12 protein-coding genes are annotated in these 20116 nt (G+C 56.1%); 11 read left to right on the top strand and 1 reads right to left on the bottom strand.

Annotated features, from left to right (window positions below; all coding sequences use genetic code 11):
* Window positions 1-11: 11 nt before the first annotated feature.
* Window positions 12-1556, bottom strand: a complete 1545-nt coding sequence (locus L462_RS10970) for a PTS transporter subunit EIIC (RefSeq protein ID WP_020883028.1) — start codon at window positions 1554-1556, stop codon at window positions 12-14.
* 285 nt (window positions 1557-1841) lie between these two features.
* Between L462_RS10970 and L462_RS10975 the strand changes: the two genes are divergently transcribed.
* The 11 genes from L462_RS10975 (at window position 1842) to L462_RS11025 (ending at window position 20105) form a co-directional block, all read left to right on the top strand.
* The gene (locus tag L462_RS10975; protein ID WP_032678688.1) at window positions 1842-6794 is read left to right on the top strand and encodes an alpha-2-macroglobulin family protein; all 4953 of its coding nucleotides are present in this window, start codon (window positions 1842-1844) and stop codon (window positions 6792-6794) included.
* A gap of 1 nt (window position 6795) precedes the next feature.
* The gene (gene pbpC, locus L462_RS10980; protein ID WP_032678687.1) at window positions 6796-9120 is read left to right on the top strand and encodes a peptidoglycan glycosyltransferase PbpC; all 2325 of its coding nucleotides are present in this window, start codon (window positions 6796-6798) and stop codon (window positions 9118-9120) included.
* 156 nt (window positions 9121-9276) lie between these two features.
* Window positions 9277-9708, top strand: coding sequence for a nucleoside-diphosphate kinase (gene ndk, locus L462_RS10985; protein WP_003860625.1), 432 nt, complete (start codon window positions 9277-9279; stop codon window positions 9706-9708).
* 169 nt (window positions 9709-9877) lie between these two features.
* A complete protein-coding gene (locus L462_RS10990) occupies window positions 9878-11044 on the top strand; it encodes a dual-specificity RNA methyltransferase RlmN (RefSeq protein WP_014171168.1) in 1167 nt (388 codons plus the stop codon).
* A gap of 293 nt (window positions 11045-11337) precedes the next feature.
* Window positions 11338-12354 carry a cytoskeleton protein RodZ gene (gene rodZ, locus L462_RS10995; RefSeq protein ID WP_014171167.1) on the top strand — a complete coding sequence of 339 codons (1017 nt, stop codon included), beginning with the start codon at window positions 11338-11340 and terminating at the stop codon, window positions 12352-12354.
* Window positions 12355-12380: 26 nt separating this feature from the next.
* A complete protein-coding gene (gene ispG / locus L462_RS11000; RefSeq protein WP_014171166.1) occupies window positions 12381-13499 on the top strand; it encodes a flavodoxin-dependent (E)-4-hydroxy-3-methylbut-2-enyl-diphosphate synthase in 1119 nt (372 codons plus the stop codon).
* Window positions 13500-13580: 81 nt separating this feature from the next.
* Entirely contained in the window at window positions 13581-14855 is a 1275-nt protein-coding gene (gene hisS / locus L462_RS11005; RefSeq protein WP_020883031.1) for a histidine--tRNA ligase, read from the top strand.
* 13 nt (window positions 14856-14868) lie between these two features.
* Window positions 14869-15489, top strand: a complete 621-nt coding sequence (locus tag L462_RS11010) for a YfgM family protein (protein ID WP_020883032.1) — start codon at window positions 14869-14871, stop codon at window positions 15487-15489.
* Window positions 15490-15499: 10 nt separating this feature from the next.
* Entirely contained in the window at window positions 15500-16678 is a 1179-nt protein-coding gene (bamB, locus tag L462_RS11015; RefSeq protein WP_014171163.1) for an outer membrane protein assembly factor BamB, read from the top strand.
* Window positions 16679-16790: 112 nt separating this feature from the next.
* The gene (gene der, locus L462_RS11020; protein WP_020883033.1) at window positions 16791-18263 is read left to right on the top strand and encodes a ribosome biogenesis GTPase Der; all 1473 of its coding nucleotides are present in this window, start codon (window positions 16791-16793) and stop codon (window positions 18261-18263) included.
* Window positions 18264-18563: 300 nt separating this feature from the next.
* Complete coding sequence (locus tag L462_RS11025; RefSeq protein WP_032678686.1) at window positions 18564-20105, top strand: peptide MFS transporter; 1542 nt, start codon at window positions 18564-18566, stop codon at window positions 20103-20105.
* Window positions 20106-20116 lie beyond the last annotated feature (11 nt).

Raw genomic sequence — 20116 nt, 5'->3', positions numbered from 1 at the left:
TTTAGCTCCTCTCAGAGAAACGTCTCAACGGCTTCTCGCATTTTTTTGACATGCAGCCCGTAGACCACCTGAACGTTGTTACCTTGTTTGATAATCCCTTTCGCGCCGGTCGCTTTCAGGCGCGGCTCGTCGATGATGGAGACATCCTTCACCGTGACGCGTAAGCGGGTGTAGCAGTTATCCACTACCTCAATGTTTTCCCGGCCTCCCAGTCCCACCACGATGGATTCACCCAGCCCGTCATTGTTCCCCTTCGCCTGATACTCCTGTTTGCTGTACAGGCGCGTCTCCTGATCGTCATCCTCGCGTCCCGGCGTCTTCATGTTGAAGCGCAGGATCAGGAAGCGGAACACCACAAAATAGAGCGCGAACATGATGAGCCCGACCACGATGTACATCGGCCAGTTGGACTTCTCCGTGCCGAGCGGCAGGTTATAAAGAATAAAATCGATAATTCCGTTAGCGCCGATGGCATGAACACCGAACAGGGAGAAAAGCATCATGCCGATGCCGGTCAGCACCGCATGTACCACAAACAGCAGTGGAGCGACGAACAGGAACGAAAACTCAATCGGCTCGGTAACGCCCACCAGCAAAGAGGTTAATGCTGCCGGGATCAGGATGGCTTTGGCTGCCGCTTTGCGCTCCGGCCTGGCGGTCATGTACATCGCCAGCGCCGCCGCGGGCAGGCCAAACATTTTGCTGATGCCGCGCGCGTCCCACACTACCGTGCTGCTCAACTGCTTCACTTCCGGACAAGCCATTTCGGCGAAATAGATATTGCGTGCGCCCTGATAAACCGTGCCGCATACCTCTTGCGTCCCCCCAAGTTCGGTATACAGGAAGGGGGTATAGACCAGATGATGCAGGCCGGTCGGCACCAGAATGCGTTCCAGGAAGCCGTAAATGGCCACCCCAAAAGGCCCGGAACCTTTGATCGCCAGCGCCAGTGCGCTGATGCCATGCTGGGCAAATGGCCACAGTTCGCTCATCACGACGCCGAGCAGCATTGAGACAGGAAGCATGACGATGGCGACGAAACAGTGGCCGGAATAGATGGCCATCGCGCCGTTAAACTGTACGCCGGAGTATTTGTTGTACAGGTATCCGGACAGCGCCCCGGTCAGGATCCCGGCGAAAACGCCCATCTCCAGCACCTGCACGCCCAGCACCATACTTTGCCCGGCGGCTTTCATCTGGTCAGCGGGGGCCAGTTCGCCCTGGAGCTGCAGCGTAACGTTCATCGCGTTAATGAAAACAACAAAGGTCACCAGGCCAATCAGGGCCGCATAGCCTTTATCACGCGTGGCCAGGCCAATCGGTATCCCGACGGCAAACACCAGCGCCAGGTTAACCAGTACTGACACGGCCGATTTCGCGATAAGCTGACCAACATGCTGAATCAGCGGATGGCCGAGAAACGGCACATACTCTGCGAGGTTACCGTTCCCCAGGACGTTACCAAATGCGATAAACAGACCGACGATCGGTAAGATAAGTACCGGTCCGTACAACGATTTTCCGAAATTTTGTAGGGCGTTCACGGCTCGTTTCATGACTGTCACTCTTAGTGAACCGCGCACTCGGGGTGCGTCTCGAGCTTAAAGCTAGCAGGCTAAAGGCGAGGTAATCCAGCTATCTTCTTGTTTTAAAAACAAATGACGTAAAAGGTAACATGTGACGTTTGCGACTGTGATCGGCATAGCAGTGCCTGAGTAAAGGCGTCGTCGCTCTGCGAGGTGCTTTCCAGATTCTAAAATTAGACTTTTTGTATTAATGAAACTTGCGGATAATACTTATCCGGAAGACGACCAACAGGCTCCATGGGCCAGGGACAAAGGATGACACCGTTTCGCTTAGCCGCGATTTCTCTCGCGCTGCTTACCACATTTTCGCTTGTCGGCTGTGATAACAGCGACGATAACTCTCAGGTTGCGGCTCCCGCAGCATCCACAGCAACGACACCGAAAGCACCGGAAAAGCCGGACGCTGAAAAGCTGGCAACGCTGGCGGCACAGAGTCAGGGCAAAGCGCTCACCCTGCTGGATACCTCAGAGGTGCAGCTTGATGGCGCGGCCACGCTGGTGCTGACCTTCTCTGTTCCGCTCAATCCCGATCAGGATTTCGCCAAAACAGTGCATGTGGTGGATAAAAAAAGCGGCAAGGTTGACGGGGCGTGGGAACTCGCACCTAACCTGAAAGAGCTACGCCTGCGCCATCTGGAGCCCAACCGCAATCTGGTTGTCACCGTTGAACGTGATCTGCAGGCGCTGAACAAAGCGACATTTGGTATCGATTACGAAAAAGCCCTGACTACCCGGGATGTTGAACCGACGGTCGGTTTTGCCAGCCGTGGCTCGCTGCTGCCGGGCAAGGTGGTGGAAGGTCTGCCGGTAATGGCGCTCAACGTCAACAATGTTGACGTGAATTTCTACCGCGTGAAGCCTGAATCCCTGGCCTCCTTTGTCAGCCAGTGGGAGTACCGTAACTCCCTGACTAACTGGGAGTCCGATAATCTGCTCAAAATGGCGGACCTGGTGTATACCGGCCGGTTTGACCTCAATCCGGCACGCAACACCCGTGAAAAACTGCTGTTGCCGCTGCGGGATATTAAGCCGCTCCAGCAGTCAGGCGTGTACATCGCGGTCATGAATCAGGCCGGGCACTATAACTACAGCAATGCCGCGACGCTCTTTACCTTAAGTGATATTGGGTTGTCCGCTCACCGTTATCATAACCGTCTGGATATTTTCACCCAGAGCCTGGAAGATGGCGCGGCGCAATCCGGCGTTACCGTCACCCTGTTGAATGATAAAGGGCAGACGCTTGCCGAAGCGAACAGCGATGCTGACGGCCACGCAAAACTTGAGACTGACAAAGAAGCCGCGCTGATTCTGGCCAGTAAAGACGGGCAGACCACGCTGCTTGACCTCAAGCTTCCGGCCCTCGATCTGGCGGAGTTTGATATCGCAGGTAGCCCAGGCTACAGCAAGCAATTCTTTATGTTTGGCCCGCGCGATCTCTATCGCCCTGGCGAAACGGTGATCCTCAATGGTTTGCTGCGCGACAGCGACGGTAAACCGCTTCCTGCCCAGCCGGTTAAACTCGACGTACTGCGCCCGGACGGACAGGTGGCGCGCACGGTTGTCGTCCAGCCTGAGAACGGCCTCTATCGCTTCAATTATTCCCTGGACGGCGGGGCGCAGACCGGTATGTGGCATATCCGCGCCAATACCGGCGATAACCAACAGCGCCTGTGGGATTTCCACGTTGAAGATTTTATGCCGGAGCGTATGGCGCTTAATCTGACGGGACAAAAAGCGCCGGTTTCCACCGAGGATAACGTCGACTTTAACATTGCGGGTTATTACCTGTATGGCGCACCTGCCAACGGAAATTCCCTGCAAGGCCAGCTTTTCCTGCGACCGCTGCGCGAAGCTGTTGCTGCACTGCCGGGCTTCCAGTTCGGTGATATCGCCGAAGAGAACCTGAGCCGCAGCCTGGATGAAGTTCAGCTAACCCTTGATGAACAGGGGCGCGGACAGGTCTCGACCGAAAGCCAGTGGAAAGAGGCGCATTCACCGCTGCAGCTGATCCTGCAGGCCAGCCTTCTGGAATCGGGCGGTCGCCCGGTGACGCGCCGTGCTGAGCAGGCCATCTGGCCGGCGGCCGAGTTGCCGGGTATTCGTCCTCAGTTTGCCAGTAAGGCCGTTTATGACTACCGCACTGACACTACCGTCAACCAGCCGATCGTGGATGAAAACGGCAATGCCAGCTTTGATATCGTCTATGCCGATGCTAGCGGGGCAAAAAAGGCGGTTTCCGGGTTACAGGTTCGCCTGATCCGTGAGCGCCGTGACTACTACTGGAACTGGTCAGAGAGCGATGGCTGGCAGTCACAGTTTGATCAGAAAGACCTGGTGGAGGGCGAGCAGGAGCTGACCCTCAAGGCCGATGAAACCGGTAAAGTGACCTTCCCGGTGGAGTGGGGCTCGTACCGTCTGGAGGTCAAAGCGCCGGACGACATGGTCAGCAGCGTGCGCTTCTGGGCCGGCTACAGCTGGCAGGATAATAGCGACGGCACCGGTGCCGCTCGCCCTGACCGTGTGACCATGAAACTGGACAAGCCTTCCTATCAGCCGGGAGATACCATCCAGCTGCATATCGCTGCTCCGGCGGCGGGTAAAGGCTATGCGATGATCGAGTCCAGCGAAGGGCCGCTGTGGTGGAAAGAGATCGACGTACCGGCCAACGGGCTCGATCTCTCAATCCCGGTGGATAAGGCCTGGAAACGTCACGATCTCTATCTCAGCACGCTGGTGGTACGCCCTGGCGATAAATCCAAATCAGCGACGCCGAAACGTGCCGTCGGGTTACTGCATCTGCCGATGGGCGATGAGAATCGCCGCCTGAATGTCGCGCTGGAAAATCCGCAGAAAATGCGGCCAAACCAGACGCTGTCCGTGAAGGTGAAGGCCAGCGTCAAAGACGGCGCCGTTCCGCAGAAAGTGAATGTGCTGATCTCGGCAGTGGACAGCGGCGTGTTGAACATCACCGATTACGTTACCCCGGATCCGTGGGAAGCGTTCTTCGGTCAGAAGCGCTACGGCGCGGATATCTACGATATTTACGGTCAGGTCATTGAAGGGCAGGGCCGCATGGCTGCACTGCGCTTTGGTGGTGACGGCGATGAGCTTAAGCGCGGCGGTAAACCACCGGTGAACCACGTGACTATCATTGCCCAGCAGGCGCAGCCGATCGAGCTCGATGCTAACGGTGAAGGGACCGTGACGCTGCCCATTGGAGACTTCAATGGCGAGCTGCGTCTGATGGCGCAGGCCTGGACGGAAGATGATTTCGGCAGCAGCGAAGGTAAAGTGATTGTCGCCGCCCCAATCATTACCGAACTGAACACGCCGCGCTTCCTGGCAAGTGGCGATACCTCACGCCTGACGCTGGATGTGACCAACCTGACGGACCAGCCGCAAACGCTGAACGTTGCCTTTACCGCTACCGGCAAGCTGTCGCTTGAGGGCGCACAGCCGCAGCCCGTGAAGTTACCGCCGGGCGCGCGCAGCACCCTGTTTATACCGGTACGTGCGCTGGATGGCTACGGTGATGGTGAAGTGACCGCTCAGGTGACCGGCCTGCAGCTGCCGGGCGAGACTTTCGCTGCACAACAGAAGAGCTGGAAAATCGGCGTTCGTCCGGCATTCCCGGCGCAGACCGTTAACACCGGTGCCATGCTGAATCCTGGTGAGTCGTGGAGTGCACCGGCGCAGCACCTTAATGGCTTCTCTCCTGCCACGCTACAGGGACAATTGCTGCTGAGCGGGAAACCGCCTCTGAATCTGGCGCGCTATATTCGTGAGCTGCAGGCATACCCGTATGGCTGTCTGGAGCAAACCACCAGTGGTCTGTTCCCGTCGCTCTACACCAACGCGGCGCAGTTGACCGCGCTTGGCATCAAAGGAGATACGGATGACAAGCGCCGTGCAGCCATTGATATCGGGATCTCCCGTCTGCTGCAAATGCAGCGTGATGACGGAGGTTTCGCGCTTTGGGATAAAAACGGTCCGGAGGAGTACTGGCTCACCGCCTATGTCACTGACTTCCTGGTTCGTGCAGGCGAGCAGGGCTACAGCGTGCCTGCTGAGGCGGTTAACAACGCCAACAGCCGCTTGCTGCGTTACCTGCAGGACCCGGGCATGATGTCCATCCGCTACAGCGATGATACCCAGGCCAGTAAATTTGCGGTGCAGGCCTATGCCGCGCTGGTGCTGGCTCGTCAGCAAAAAGCCCCGCTTGGTGCGTTGCGTGAAATCTGGGAACGTCACGGACAGGCCGCTTCCGGGCTGCCGCTGATGCAGCTGGGGATGGCGCTTAAATTGATGGGCGACGCACCGCGCAGCCAGCAGGCGCTGGGTCTGGCCATCAAAACGCCGCGTAACGACAGCAAAAACTGGATGGCCGATTATGGCAGTGCGCTTCGTGATAATGCGCTGATGCTCTCTCTGCTTGAGGAGTACAAGCTTCTGCCGGATGCGCAAAATACGCTGCTGAACGCCTTGTCGGAACAAGCTTTCAGCCAGCGCTGGCTCTCGACCCAGGAGAGTAACGCCCTGTTCCTGGCCGGACGCTCGCTGCAAACTTTATCCGGCGCATGGCAGGCGCAAACGTCTCTGGCGAATACCGCATCAGGCGGTGATAAAGCTCTGGTACAGAACGTGAACGGCGACCAGCTTGGCGCGCTGCAGGTGGCCAATACCGGTAGCACACCGCTGTGGGTACGCCTTGATAGCACCGGTTATCCGGCGTCTGCACCTCAGCCATCGTCTAACGTGCTGCAGATTGAGCGCCATATTCTGGCAACCGACGGCAGCACAAAGTCGCTCACGTCCCTGAAGAGTGGCGAGCTGGTGCTGGTATGGCTTGAAGTGAAGGCCAGCCAGAACGTGCCGGATGCGCTGGTTGTCGATCTCCTCCCGGCGGGACTGGAACTGGAAAACCAGAACCTGGCGAGCAGCAGCGCCAGCCTGCAGGATAGCGGCAGTGAAGTGCAGAACCTGCTCAGTCAGATGCAGCAGGCGGATATTCAGCATATGGAATTCCGCGACGATCGCTTTGTGGCGGCGGTGCCGGTTAACGAAGGGCAGCCGGTCACGCTGGTTTATCTGGCGCGCGCCGTGACGCCGGGAACCTATGAGGTGCCGGTCCCGATGGTGGAGTCCATGTATGTTCCGCAGTGGCGGGCAACAGGTGCGGCCAGTGGCCCGCTGATTGTTGTACCGTAATATGCGGCTTGTACGTCTGATACGCTCCCGCTGGCTGTGGCTGGCGGGAGCGCTTCTCGTTTTATGGGGGCTGATCCTGGCCGCTGATCGCCTGTGGCCGTTGCCTCTGAAAGAGGTCAACCCCGCACGGGTGGTGGTGGACGAAAAAGGCACACCGCTCTGGCGTTTTGCCGACAGCGAAGGGATCTGGCGCTATCCGGTCACTCTCGAAGAGGTTTCTCCCCGCTATCTTGAAGCCTTGATCCAGTATGAAGATCGCTGGTTCTGGGACCATCCAGGCGTGAATCCGTTCTCTGTGCTGCGCGCCGCCTGGCAGGATCTTACCTCCGGGAGGGTTGTCTCAGGCGGCAGCACGCTCACCATGCAGGTGGCGCGCCTGCTGGATCCGCATCCGCGTACTTTTGGTGGCAAAATTCGTCAGCTCTGGCGAGCCATGCAGCTTGAGTGGCACCTCTCTAAGCGCGACATCCTCACGCTTTATCTTAACCGCGCCCCGTTTGGCGGTACGCTGCAGGGGATTGGTGCGGCAAGCTGGACCTACCTCGGCAAACCACCTTCGCAGCTCAGCTATTCCGAAGCGGCGCTGCTCGCCGTATTGCCGCAGGCGCCAAGCCGGTTGCGTCCAGACCGCTGGCCGGAACGTGCAGAAGCGGCACGCAACAAAGTGCTCGATCGGATGGTGACGCAGGGCGTCTGGTCGGCAAGCCAGGTTAAGGAGTCCCGTGAAGAAGCGGTATGGCTGGCGCCCCGGCAAATGCCGCAGCTGGCACCGCTCTTTTCGCGCATGATGCTCAGCAAAAGTCGCGATACAAAAATTGTGACTACCCTGGATGCGTCGCTGCAGCGGCAGCTTGAAGAACTGGCGATGAACTGGAAATCCCGCCTGCCAGCACGCAGTTCGCTGGCAATGATCGTCGTCGATCATACGGATATGAAAGTGCGTGGCTGGGTGGGATCGGTCGACATTAACGATGACACCCGGTTTAGCCATGTGGATATGGTGAATGCGATCCGATCGCCGGGATCGGTGCTCAAGCCCTTTATCTACGGTATGGCACTGGACGACGGTTTGATCCACCCGGCATCGCTGCTCCAGGATGTTCCAAGAAAAACGGGGGATTATCGCCCGGGTAATTTCGACAGTGGATTCCATGGGCCGGTGAGTATGAGTGAAGCGCTGGTACGTTCCCTTAATCTGCCCGCCGTGCAGGTGCTCGAGGCATACGGACCAAAACGTTTTGCTGCGATGTTGAGTAATGCAGGTTTGCCGCTGATTTTACCTGCTGGCGCACAGCCGAATTTATCGCTGATCCTGGGCGGGGCAGGGGCGCGGTTGGCCGATATCACCGCGGCCTATAGCGCGTTCGCCCGACACGGTAAAGCGGGCCGGCTGCGCTTACAGCCAGGCGATCCCTTGTCAGAGCGGCCGTTGTTATCCCAGGGGGCGGCGTGGATCATTCGCCGTATTCTGGCCAATGAGGCGCAGCCTCTGCCGGACAATGCGCTGCCTCAGGTGGTACCTCTGGCATGGAAAACGGGAACCAGCTATGGCTACCGTGACGCATGGGCGGTAGGGCTGAATGCCCGTTACGTTATTGGGATCTGGACCGGACGACCGGACGGCACGCCTGTGGCGGGTCAGTTTGGGTTTGCGAGCGCGGTACCTCTGCTTAACCAGGTGAATAATGTTCTGCAGTCTGGTTCAACGCTCGATCAGGCGCGTCTGCCACGCGACCCGCGTCCTGACGGTGTGGGACGCGGCGTCATCTGTTGGCCGGGCGGCCAGTCGCTGCCGGAAGGGAGCGAAAATTGCCGTCGTCGCCTGGCGACCTGGCTGCTGGACGGCAGCGAGCCGCCGACATTGCTCCTACCGGAACAGGAAGGTATTCGCGGGATCCGTTTCCCGGTCTGGCTGGATAAAGAGGGCAAACGCGTGGCGGCAGACTGCCCGGATGCGACCGAGAAAGTTCTGGATGTCTGGCCGCTGCCGCTGGAACCCTGGCTGCCTGCAGCCGAGCGGCGCTCAGCACGGATCCCTTCGCCATCGGCTACCTGTCCGCCCTTATCGCAGGACTCACCTGCACCGCTGATGTTGACTGGCGTGCGTGAAGGCGCGGTTATCAAGCGTCTGCCGGGGGAATCCCGCGTCTCGTTACCGCTACAGGCCACCGGCAATAGCGGTGAACGCTGGTGGTTTTTGAATGGCGAACCGCTGGCGGTGAAGAGCCGGGTTTACACCTTGCAGCTTGATAAATCAGGCGATTATCAGGTGCTGGTGATGGATGAAGCGGGGCAGGTGGCGACGGTGAATTTCACGCTGCAGTAGCGTTAAACGTCTCTTCTGCTGTGAGCTGTTGCTAATCTTCGTCTCATTTTAAAAAAATGTTACCTGAATCCATAGGCAATGGCGCTATTGCTCATTATAATCCGCGCCACACCATACTCAGGTATGAAAAACAACAGAACATTTACAGAGGTTATCATGGCTATTGAACGTACTTTTTCCATCATCAAACCAAACGCGGTGGCAAAAAACGTTATTGGCAGCATCTTTGCTCGCTTTGAATCAGCAGGGTTCAAAATCGTTGGCACCAAAATGCTGCACCTGACCGTTGAGCAGGCTCGCGGTTTCTACGCTGAGCACGAAGGTCGTCCATTCTTCGACGGTCTGGTTGAGTTCATGACTTCTGGCCCGATCGTTGTATCCGTACTGGAAGGCGAAAACGCAGTACAGCGTCACCGTGACCTGCTGGGTGCGACCAACCCGGATAACGCACTGGCTGGTACCCTGCGCGCTGACTATGCAGACAGCTTCACCGAGAACGGCACCCACGGTTCCGATTCTGTTGAATCTGCCGCTCGTGAAATCGCGTTCTTCTTCGCTGAAGGCGAAGTGTGTCCACGTACCCGTTAATTTAACGGTTTCGTTTACACATTATTTTCGTAAATGCCGCGTGCAGACGTGGCATCCCTGCGCCAGACTTTGTACAATGCAACGCCCCGGACGAGCAGACTGCTTTCCGGGGCGTTTCTTTTCAACCCTCCATGGGCCATAACGTGTAACAACGAGGCCGGAAAAAATTATGTCTGAATTAGTGAATACCTCCGAAGTCGCCATTCCTGCGGTTCCAAATAAAAATGGAAAAATTAACCTGCTGGATCTGAACCGTCAGCAGATGCGCGAGTTCTTTAAAGAGATGGGCGAGAAGCCGTTTCGTGCCGATCAGGTCATGAAATGGATGTACCACTATTGCAGCGACAACTTTGATGACATGACTGACATCAACAAAGTGTTGCGCAATAAGCTCAAAGAAGTGGCTGAAATCCGTGCACCAGAAGTGGTGGAGGAGCAGCGCTCTGCCGATGGCACCATCAAATGGGCGATTGCTGTTGGCGATCAGCGCGTTGAAACCGTCTACATCCCGGAAGAAGACCGCGCCACGCTGTGCGTCTCCTCTCAGGTGGGCTGTGCGCTGGAGTGTAAGTTCTGCTCAACCGCTCAACAGGGATTCAACCGTAACCTGCGCGTGTCTGAAATTATCGGCCAGGTGTGGCGTGCGGCGAAAATCGTCGGTGCGGCGAAAGTAACCGGGACCCGTCCAATCACCAACGTAGTGATGATGGGCATGGGCGAGCCACTGCTGAACCTGACCAACGTCGTTCCGGCGATGGAAATCATGCTGGATGACTTCGGCTTTGGTCTGTCCAAGCGTCGCGTAACGCTGTCGACATCAGGCGTAGTGCCTGCACTGGACAAGCTGGGCGACATGATTGACGTTGCGCTGGCGATCTCCCTGCATGCACCAAACGACGAAATCCGTGACGAAATTGTACCCATCAACAAAAAGTACAATATCGAAACTTTCCTCGCCGCCGTGCGTCGCTACCTGGAGAAATCCAACGCGAACCAGGGCCGCGTGACGATCGAGTATGTCATGCTCGATCACGTAAACGACGGTACCGAGCATGCGCATCAGCTGGCTGAACTGCTGAAAGATACGCCGTGCAAAATCAACCTGATTCCATGGAACCCGTTCCCGGGCGCGCCTTATGGCCGTAGCTCGAACAGCCGTATCGACCGTTTCTCCAAGGTGCTGATGGAGTATGGTTTCACCACTATCGTGCGTAAAACCCGTGGTGATGATATCGATGCTGCATGCGGACAGCTGGCAGGTGATGTGATTGACCGTACCAAACGTACCCTGCGTAAACGTATGCAGGGCGAGACGATTGCGGTCAAAGCTGTTTGATTCTTATGCACTCACGGCGCATTATTTGCGCCGTGAAGCATAATCTTACTGAATAATCAGTCAGATTCGTGATGACTGATCAATAATTACGGTGCGTTTCATCCGACTTTCGGGCAGTATGTAACGACGTAACAACAGTTTATCCTGACGGGCAGGGCTGTGCTGTCATCTCCGGGCTGACAGTCTTATACTGTCTGTTCAAGGTTAACTGATCAGAACTTTCGCGGTGCGGGTGGCATTGTGACTTACCGGCACCTGAACCCTTTTTTTTCACGTACCAGTAGTTGTAGCGAATGAATACTGAAGCCACTCACGACCAACATGAAGCACTCTCCACTGGCGTTCGTCTTCGCAACGCCCGTGAACAACTCGGACTCAGCCAGCAAGCCGTTGCAGAACGCTTATGTCTGAAGGTTTCCACGGTTCGCGATATTGAAGAAGATAAGGCTCCGGCCGATCTGGCTTCAACATTTCTGCGTGGTTACATCCGCTCTTATGCAAAACTGGTGCATATCCCTGAAGAAGAATTACTGCCAATGATGGAGAAGCAGGCACCGGTCCGCGCAGCAAAAGTTGCGCCGATGCAGACCTTCTCCCTGGGAAAACGTCGTAAAAAACGTGATGGCTGGCTGATGAGCTTTACCTGGCTGGTGCTGTTTGTGGTAATCGGCCTGACGGGCGCATGGTGGTGGCAAAACCACAAGGCGCAGCAGGAAGAGATCACCACCATGGCCGATCAATCCTCCGCCGAGCTCAATCAGTCCGGCAATGACAACGCTCAGAGCGTGCCGCTGAATACCGAAGGTGCTGCCACCTCCAGCGAGCCGCAGACTGCCGCGACCGATGCGCCTGCAACCGATGCCGGGCAGGCACCCGCCGCAACGGCTAATACCCCTGCGCCTCAGGCTCAGGATCCAAACGCGGTGGTTGCCCCTTCTCAGGCAAACGTGGATACCGCGACCAACGCGCCAGCGGCCACTCAGCCTGCGGACAACGGTGCTGCGTCACTGCCAACCAACCCGGCCGGAACGGCTGCGCCGGCGGCGGACCCAAATGCGCTGGTGATGAACTTCTCTGCTGACTGCTGGCTGGAAGTGACCGATGCAACAGGTAAAAAACTGTTCAGCGGTCTGCAGCGTAAAGATGGCACGTTAAACCTAACCGGCCAGGCACCGTATAAACTTAAAATCGGCGCTCCGGCAGCAGTACAGATCCAGTATCAAGGAAAACCTGTCGACCTGAGCCGCTTTATCAGAACTAACCAGGTTGCGCGTCTTACCGTTAATGCCGAACAATCAGCAGCACAGTAACAGACGGGCAACGCGGGAGATTTTTCATGCATAACCAGGCTCCGATTCAACGTAGAAAATCGAAACGGATTTACGTTGGTAATGTGCCAATCGGCGATGGGGCTCCTATCGCCGTCCAGTCGATGACCAACACGCGCACCACTGACGTGGAAGCGACGGTCAATCAGATCAAAGCGTTAGAGCGTGTAGGCGCGGACATTGTTCGCGTCTCCGTGCCGACAATGGATGCCGCAGAGGCGTTCAAACTGATCAAACAGCAGGTCAGCGTTCCGCTGGTTGCTGATATCCACTTCGATTACCGCATTGCGCTGAAAGTTGCTGAATATGGCGTCGACTGCCTGCGTATTAACCCGGGCAACATCGGTAACGAAGAGCGTATCCGCATGGTGGTGGATTGCGCCCGCGATAAAAATATTCCTATCCGTATCGGCGTTAACGCCGGTTCCCTGGAAAAAGATCTGCAGGAAAAATACGGTGAGCCAACGCCGCAGGCGCTGCTTGAATCCGCGATGCGTCACGTTGATCATCTTGATCGTCTGAACTTCGATCAGTTCAAAGTCAGCGTAAAAGCCTCAGATGTGTTCCTGGCAGTAGAGTCTTATCGCCTGCTGGCAAAACAGATCGATCAGCCTTTGCACCTCGGGATTACGGAAGCCGGTGGCCTTCGTAGCGGTTCCGTTAAATCGGCGATCGGTCTGGGGCTGCTGCTCTCGGAAGGGATCGGTGACACCCTGCGCGTTTCGCTGGCGGCCGATCCGGTAGAAGAGATCAAAGTCGGTTTCGATATCCTCAAATCACTGCGTATCCGCGCACGTGGGATCAACTTCATTGCCTGCCCAACCTGTTCACGTCAGGAATTTGACGTGATTGGCACGGTGAATGCGCTTGAGCAACGTCTGGAAGATATCATCACCCCGATGGACGTCTCCATCATCGGGTGCGTGGTAAACGGTCCGGGTGAAGCCCTGGTGTCAACGCTCGGCGTCACCGGCGGTAACAAGAAAAGTGGTCTCTATGAAGATGGCGTGCGTAAAGATCGTCTGGATAATAGTGACATGATCGACCAGCTTGAAGCTCGCATCCGTGCCAAAGCAACAATGATGGATGAAGCGCAGCGCATCAGCATTCAGCAGGTTGAAAAATAACGTGATGGGAAGCGTGGCGCTTCCCATGTATGATTGAACCCATTCTTTGGGTTCTTTTTTGTATATAGAAAGAGAATAAACGTGGCAAAAAACATTCAAGCCATCCGCGGCATGAACGATTATCTGCCTGGCGAAACCGCCATCTGGCAGCGCATTGAAGGCACACTCAAACAGGTGCTCGGCAGCTACGGTTACAGCGAAATCCGTTTGCCGATTGTAGAGCAGACCCCGTTATTCAAACGCGCGATCGGCGAAGTGACCGACGTGGTTGAAAAAGAGATGTACACCTTCGAGGACCGCAACGGCGACAGCCTGACACTGCGTCCGGAAGGTACGGCGGGCTGCGTACGCGCCGGCATCGAACATGGTCTCCTGTACAATCAGGAGCAGCGCCTGTGGTATATCGGCCCGATGTTCCGCCACGAACGTCCACAGAAAGGTCGTTATCGCCAGTTCAACCAGTTGGGTGTGGAAGTCTTTGGCCTGCAGGGCCCGGACATTGACGCCGAACTGATTATGTTGACTGCCCGCTGGTGGCGTGCGCTCGGCATTGCTGAGCATGTCTCACTGGAACTGAACTCCATCGGTTCTCTGGAAGCACGCGCGAACTACCGTGACGCACTGGTTGCGTTCCTGGAGCAGCACAAAGAGAAGCTGGACGAAGACTGCAAACGTCGTATGTACAGCAACCCACTGCGCGTGCTGGATTCCAAAAATCCTGACGTACAGGCGCTGTTGAACGATGCACCTGCATTGGGCGACTACCTGGACGAAGCGTCACGTGAGCACTTTGCGGGTCTGTGCAAATTGCTGGAAGCTGCGGGCATTGCTTATACCGTGAACCAGCGTCTGGTGCGCGGTCTGGACTACTACAACCGCACCGTGTTCGAGTGGGTGACATCCAGCCTCGGTTCCCAGGGCACCGTGTGTGCCGGCGGTCGTTATGACGGTCTGGTTGAGCAGCTTGGTGGCCGTCCAGCCCCTGGCGTAGGCTTCGCCATGGGTCTTGAGCGACTTGTTTTGCTGGTTCAGGCAGTTAATCCGGAATTTAAAGCAGATTCCGTTGTCGATATATACCTGGTAGCCTCAGGCGCGGAAACGCAGCCTGCGGCAATGCAGCTTGCGGAACGCGTGCGTGATGCATTGCCGGACGTGAAGCTGATGACCAACCATGGCGGCGGCAACTTCAAAAAACAGTTTGCTCGTGCCGATAAATGGGGCGCAAGTATTGCACTGGTGCTGGGCGAGTCCGAAGTGGCTAACGGCGAAGTGGTTGTGAAAGACCTGCGCTCTGGTGAGCAGACAACGGTAACGCAGGACGGCGTTGCGGCGCACTTGCGCACTCTATTGGGCTAAGGAGAAGGACTGCGTGGAAATTTACGAGAACGAACACGATCAGGTCGACGCGATTAAACGCTTCTTTGTCGAAAACGGCAAGGCGCTGGTTGTTGGGGTTATTTTAGGTGTCGGTGCGCTGGTAGGCTGGCGTTACTGGAACAGTCATCAGGCGGACTCCGCGCGTGACGCGTCGCTGTCGTATGAAAATACCGTTAGCGCAATCCGTGCCGATCAGCCGCAAACGCTGACGGCGGCAGAGAAATTTGCCGCTGACAACAAAAACACCTACGGTGCGCTGGCCGCACTGGAAGTGGCGCAGCAGTACGTTGATAAGAACGAACTGGATAAAGCCGCTAGCCTGCTGTCACAAGGGCTAACCGCCGCCAGTGATGAAAATCTGAAAGCGGTAATCAATCTGCGCCTGGCTCGTATTCAGGTTCAGCAGAAAAAAGCTGACGATGCGCTGAAAACGCTCGATACCATCAAAGGCGAAGGTTTTGCTGCCATTGTTGCCGATCTGCGCGGTGAAGCACTGCTGAGCAAAGGTGACAAAGCGGGCGCGCGTAAAGCGTGGCAAGCTGGCGTAGAGAGCAAAGCTTCACCTGCGCTGAGCGAAATGATGCAGATGAAAATAAATAATTTGTCCGTCTGAGAGGGACCCGATGCAATTGCGTAAATTACTTCTGCCAGGACTGCTTTCTGTTACGTTATTGAGTGGCTGTTCACTGTTCAGTGGCGAAGAAGACGTTGTGAAAATGTCCCCACTGCCGACTGTTGAAAACCAGTTTACCCCGTCCACCGCGTGGAGCACCTCCGTGGGCGATGGTATTGGTGATTTTTATTCCAACCTGCACCCGGCTTTTGCCGACAGCGTTATCTATGCGGCTGACCGCAAAGGTACCGTGAAGGCGGTTAACGCCGATGACGGGAAAGAAGTGTGGTCGGTTAACCTGGCGGAAAAAGACGGCTGGTTCTCTCGTAAACCGGCACTGCTTTCTGGCGGTCTGACCGTTGCCGGTGGGCATGTGTACGTGGGTAGCGAGAAAGCCCAGGTCTATGCTCTCAACACCAGCGATGGTTCTGTTGCATGGCAAACCTCCGTGGCCGGTGAGTCTCTGTCTCGTCCGGTCGTGAGCGACGGCATGGTACTGATCCACACCAGCAACGGCCAGCTGCAGGCGCTGAACGAAGCCGATGGTCTGGTGAAATGGACCGTGAACCTGGATATGCCTTCCTTGTCCCTGCGCGGTGAATCTGCGCCGGCTACCGCCTTTGGTGCTGCCATTGTTGGCGGTGACAACGGTCGTGTAAGCGCGGTACTGATGCAGCAAGGCCAGATGATCTGGCAGCAGCGTATTTCTCAGGCGACAGGCTCAACGGAAATCGATCGTCTGAGCGATGTCGACACGACCCCGGTTATCGTAGACGGTGTGGTTTACGCACTGGCCTATAACGGTAACCTGACCGCGCTGGATCTGCGCAGCGGCCAGGTCATGTGGAAACGTGAACTGGGCTCGGTAAATGATTTCGTGGTTGATGGCAACCGTATCTATATGGTCGATCAGAACGACCGTCTGCTGGCGCTCAGCACCGAAGGTGGTGTTACGCTGTGGACGCAAAGCGATCTGCTGCACCGTCTGCTGACCGCACCAGCACTGTATAACGGTAGCCTGGTGGTGGGTGATAGCGAAGGGTATATGCACTGGATTGACCCGGACAACGGTCGTTTTGTTGCTCAGCAAAAAGTCGACAGCTCAGGTTTCCTGACGGAACCGGTCGTGGCTGACGGCAAACTGCTGATTCAGGCAAAAGACGGCACGCTGTACGCGATCACGCGTTAATTACCCAGCGGTTGTAGTATACTAAACGGCTCCTGTTCACTCAGGAGCCGTTTTGACATTTTTAAAAACGCCGCAAATGCGACGTTTATTTGAATTTTATGAGGCTTCAAACATGGTACCTGTGGTCGCGCTTGTCGGGCGCCCTAACGTTGGAAAATCCACTCTTTTTAACCGTTTAACACGCACCCGTGATGCGCTGGTTGCGGATTTCCCGGGGCTGACGCGTGACCGTAAGTACGGTCGTGCAGAAGTAGAAGGACGCGAGTTCATCTGTATTGATACCGGTGGTATTGACGGGACAGAAGATGGTGTTGAAACCCGCATGGCGGAACAGTCGCTGCTGGCGATTGAAGAAGCTGACGTGGTTCTGTTTATGGTGGACGCTCGCGCAGGCCTGATGCCGGCGGACTCCGCTATTGCGAAACATCTGCGCTCGCGTGAAAAACCCACTTTCCTGGTGGCGAACAAAACTGACGGTATTGATGCAGACCAGGCGGTTGCGGATTTCTGGTCCTTAGGTCTGGGCGAAATCTACCCGATCGCGGCATCTCATGGCCGTGGCGTGACCAGCCTGCTGGAAACCGTTCTGCTGCCGTGGGTTGATGAAGTTAACCCGCCGGAAGAGATCGATGAAGACGCCGAATATTGGGCGCAGTTCGAAGACGGCGAAGCGGGCGAGGAAGAGCCTGAAGACGACTTCAACCCGCAGGATCTGCCGATCAAACTGGCTATCGTGGGCCGTCCAAACGTAGGTAAGTCTACACTTACTAACCGTATCCTCGGCGAAGAGCGTGTGGTCGTTTACGACATGCCGGGCACCACCCGCGACAGTATTTATATCCCGATGCAGCGCGATGAGCGTGAGTATGTACTCATTGATACCGCAGGCGTACGTAAGCGCGGGAAAATCACCGATGTGGTGGAAAAATTCTCCGTTATCAAAACCCTGCAGGCGATTGAAGATGCCAACGTGGTCATGCTGGTCATCGATGCGCGTGAAGGTATCTCCGATCAGGACCTTTCTCTGCTCGGCTTCATTCTGAATAGTGGGCGCTCACTCGTTATCGTGGTCAACAAATGGGATGGCCTGAGTAATGAGGTGAGAGAGCAGGTGAAAGAGACGCTCGACTTCCGTCTGGGCTTTATCGACTTTGCCCGCGTGCACTTTATCTCTGCGTTACACGGCAGCGGTGTAGGTAATCTGTTTGAGTCCGTGCGTGAAGCGTACGACAGCTCCACCCGTCGTCAGAGCACCGCCATGCTGACCCGTATCATGAACATGGCAGCAGAAGACCATCAGCCGCCGCTGGTGCGTGGTCGTCGCGTGAAGCTGAAATATGCTCACGCCGGTGGTTATAACCCACCAATCGTGGTGATTCACGGCAACCAGGTTAAAGACCTGCCGGATTCCTACAAGCGCTATCTGATGAACTACTTCCGTAAATCACTGGACGTAATGGGCACGCCAATCCGCATCCAGTTTAAGGAAGGGGAGAACCCGTTCGCCAACAAGCGCAATACCCTGACGCCAAACCAGATGCGTAAGCGTAAGCGTTTGATTAAGCACATTAAGAAAAGCAAATAAGCTTTGCCGTTCTTTCTGAAGCCCGCGTTAATCGCGGGCTTTTTTTCGCCCGCTCATACCGCCAGTCCACTCTGTGTGATGTCAATCACTATTCACTTTTAACCAAGTTTAAATCTAAGAAAGTAGACAATCATCGAATTTTCATCTTAAAGTCCAGGGTCCGGTACTAGACAAAACTAGCGACTGGTTATCAAATGGTTAACTAACTTTTCGCCGCATGTAAAAAATCGGTCAGATACGTAACTGGCCGGCGTACATGCTGGTGTTTACAAGCACGACACATACCTTCCTGGGAGAATTATGCAATCCTCTGTTAATCAAAAAGAAAGCCGAACGTTCTTCGGCCACCCTTATCCGCTCGGTTCGCTGTTCTTTACCGAGATGTGGGAACGTTTCTCGTTTTACGGCATTCGCCCATTACTGATCCTGTTTATGGCCGCCACCGTGTATGACGGCGGGATGGGGCTGGCACGTGAAAACGCGTCGGCAATTGTGGGCATCTTTGCCGGCACCATGTACCTGGCCGCACTGCCGGGTGGCTGGCTGGCGGATAACTGGCTCGGCCAGCAGAAAGCCGTCTGGTACGGATCCATCCTGATTGCGCTCGGCCACCTGTCGATTGCGCTTTCGGCCATCATGGGCGATAACCTGTTCTTTATCGGCCTGATGTTCATCGTGCTCGGTTCTGGTCTGTTTAAGACCTGTATCTCGGTCATGGTGGGGACGCTGTACAAAAAAGGCGATGCGCGTCGTGACGGCGGTTTCTCGCTGTTCTACATGGGCATCAACATGGGCTCGTTTATCGCGCCGCTGATTTCCGGCTGGCTGATTAAATCTCACGGCTGGCACTGGGGCTTCGGCATTGGTGGCATCGGGATGCTGGTTGCCCTGATCATCTTCCGCGTGTTTGCCGTTCCGGCAATGAAACGCTATGACATCGAAGTGGGGCTGGACTCGACCTGGAACAGCCCGGTGGTGAAAAGAAACGGCGTGGGCGCATGGTTGCTGGCGCTGGCTGTGGGTGTGGCGGTTATCGTTACGCTGATCGCGCAGGGTGTGATTGTGATTAACCCGGTTGCGGTAGCCAGCGTGCTGGTTTACGTGATTGCGGCGTCCGTTGCCCTCTACTTTATCTACCTGTTCCTTTTTGCGGGCCTGAATCGTAAAGAGCGTGCCAGACTTCTGGTCTGTTTTATTCTGCTGGTCTCCGCCGCGTTCTTCTGGTCCGCCTTCGAGCAGAAGCCAACGTCATTCAACCTCTTTGCCAACGACTACACTAACCGCATGATCGGTGTTTTCGAAATCCCGGCAGTATGGTTCCAGTCGATTAACGCCCTGTTCATCATCCTGCTGGCACCGGTATTCAGCTGGGCCTGGCCGAAACTTGCCAGCATGAACATTCGTCCGAGCAGTATCACCAAGTTTGTTATTGGTATTTTGTGTGCCGCCGCAGGCTTTGGTCTGATGATGCTGGCTGCGCAGAACGTACTGAATAACGGTGGCGCGGGCGTGTCGCCATTCTGGCTGGTGGGCAGCATTTTGATGCTGACGCTGGGGGAACTGTGCCTGAGCCCGATTGGTCTGGCGACCATGACGCTGCTGGCACCGGAAAGAATGCGTGGGCAGATGATGGGCCTGTGGTTCTGCGCAAGTGCGCTGGGCAACCTGGCGGCAGGTCTGATTGGCGGTCACGTGAAGGCCGACCAGCTGGATATGCTGCCGGATCTCTTCGCACGTTGCTCCATCGCGCTGCTGATTTGTGCCGCGGTGCTGATCGTCCTCATTGTTCCGGTACGTCGCATGCTGGAAAATGCGCAGACTAAACCGGCCGCTAACGCCTGATAACGCCTCGC

Origin of the sequence: Enterobacter sp. BIDMC 26 (genome assembly GCF_000534435.1) — a bacterium.
GTDB lineage: Bacteria > Pseudomonadota > Gammaproteobacteria > Enterobacterales > Enterobacteriaceae > Enterobacter > Enterobacter ludwigii.
The sequence above is the reverse complement of the archived record's forward strand: the minus strand, read 5'-3'. Positions and strand labels throughout refer to the sequence as shown.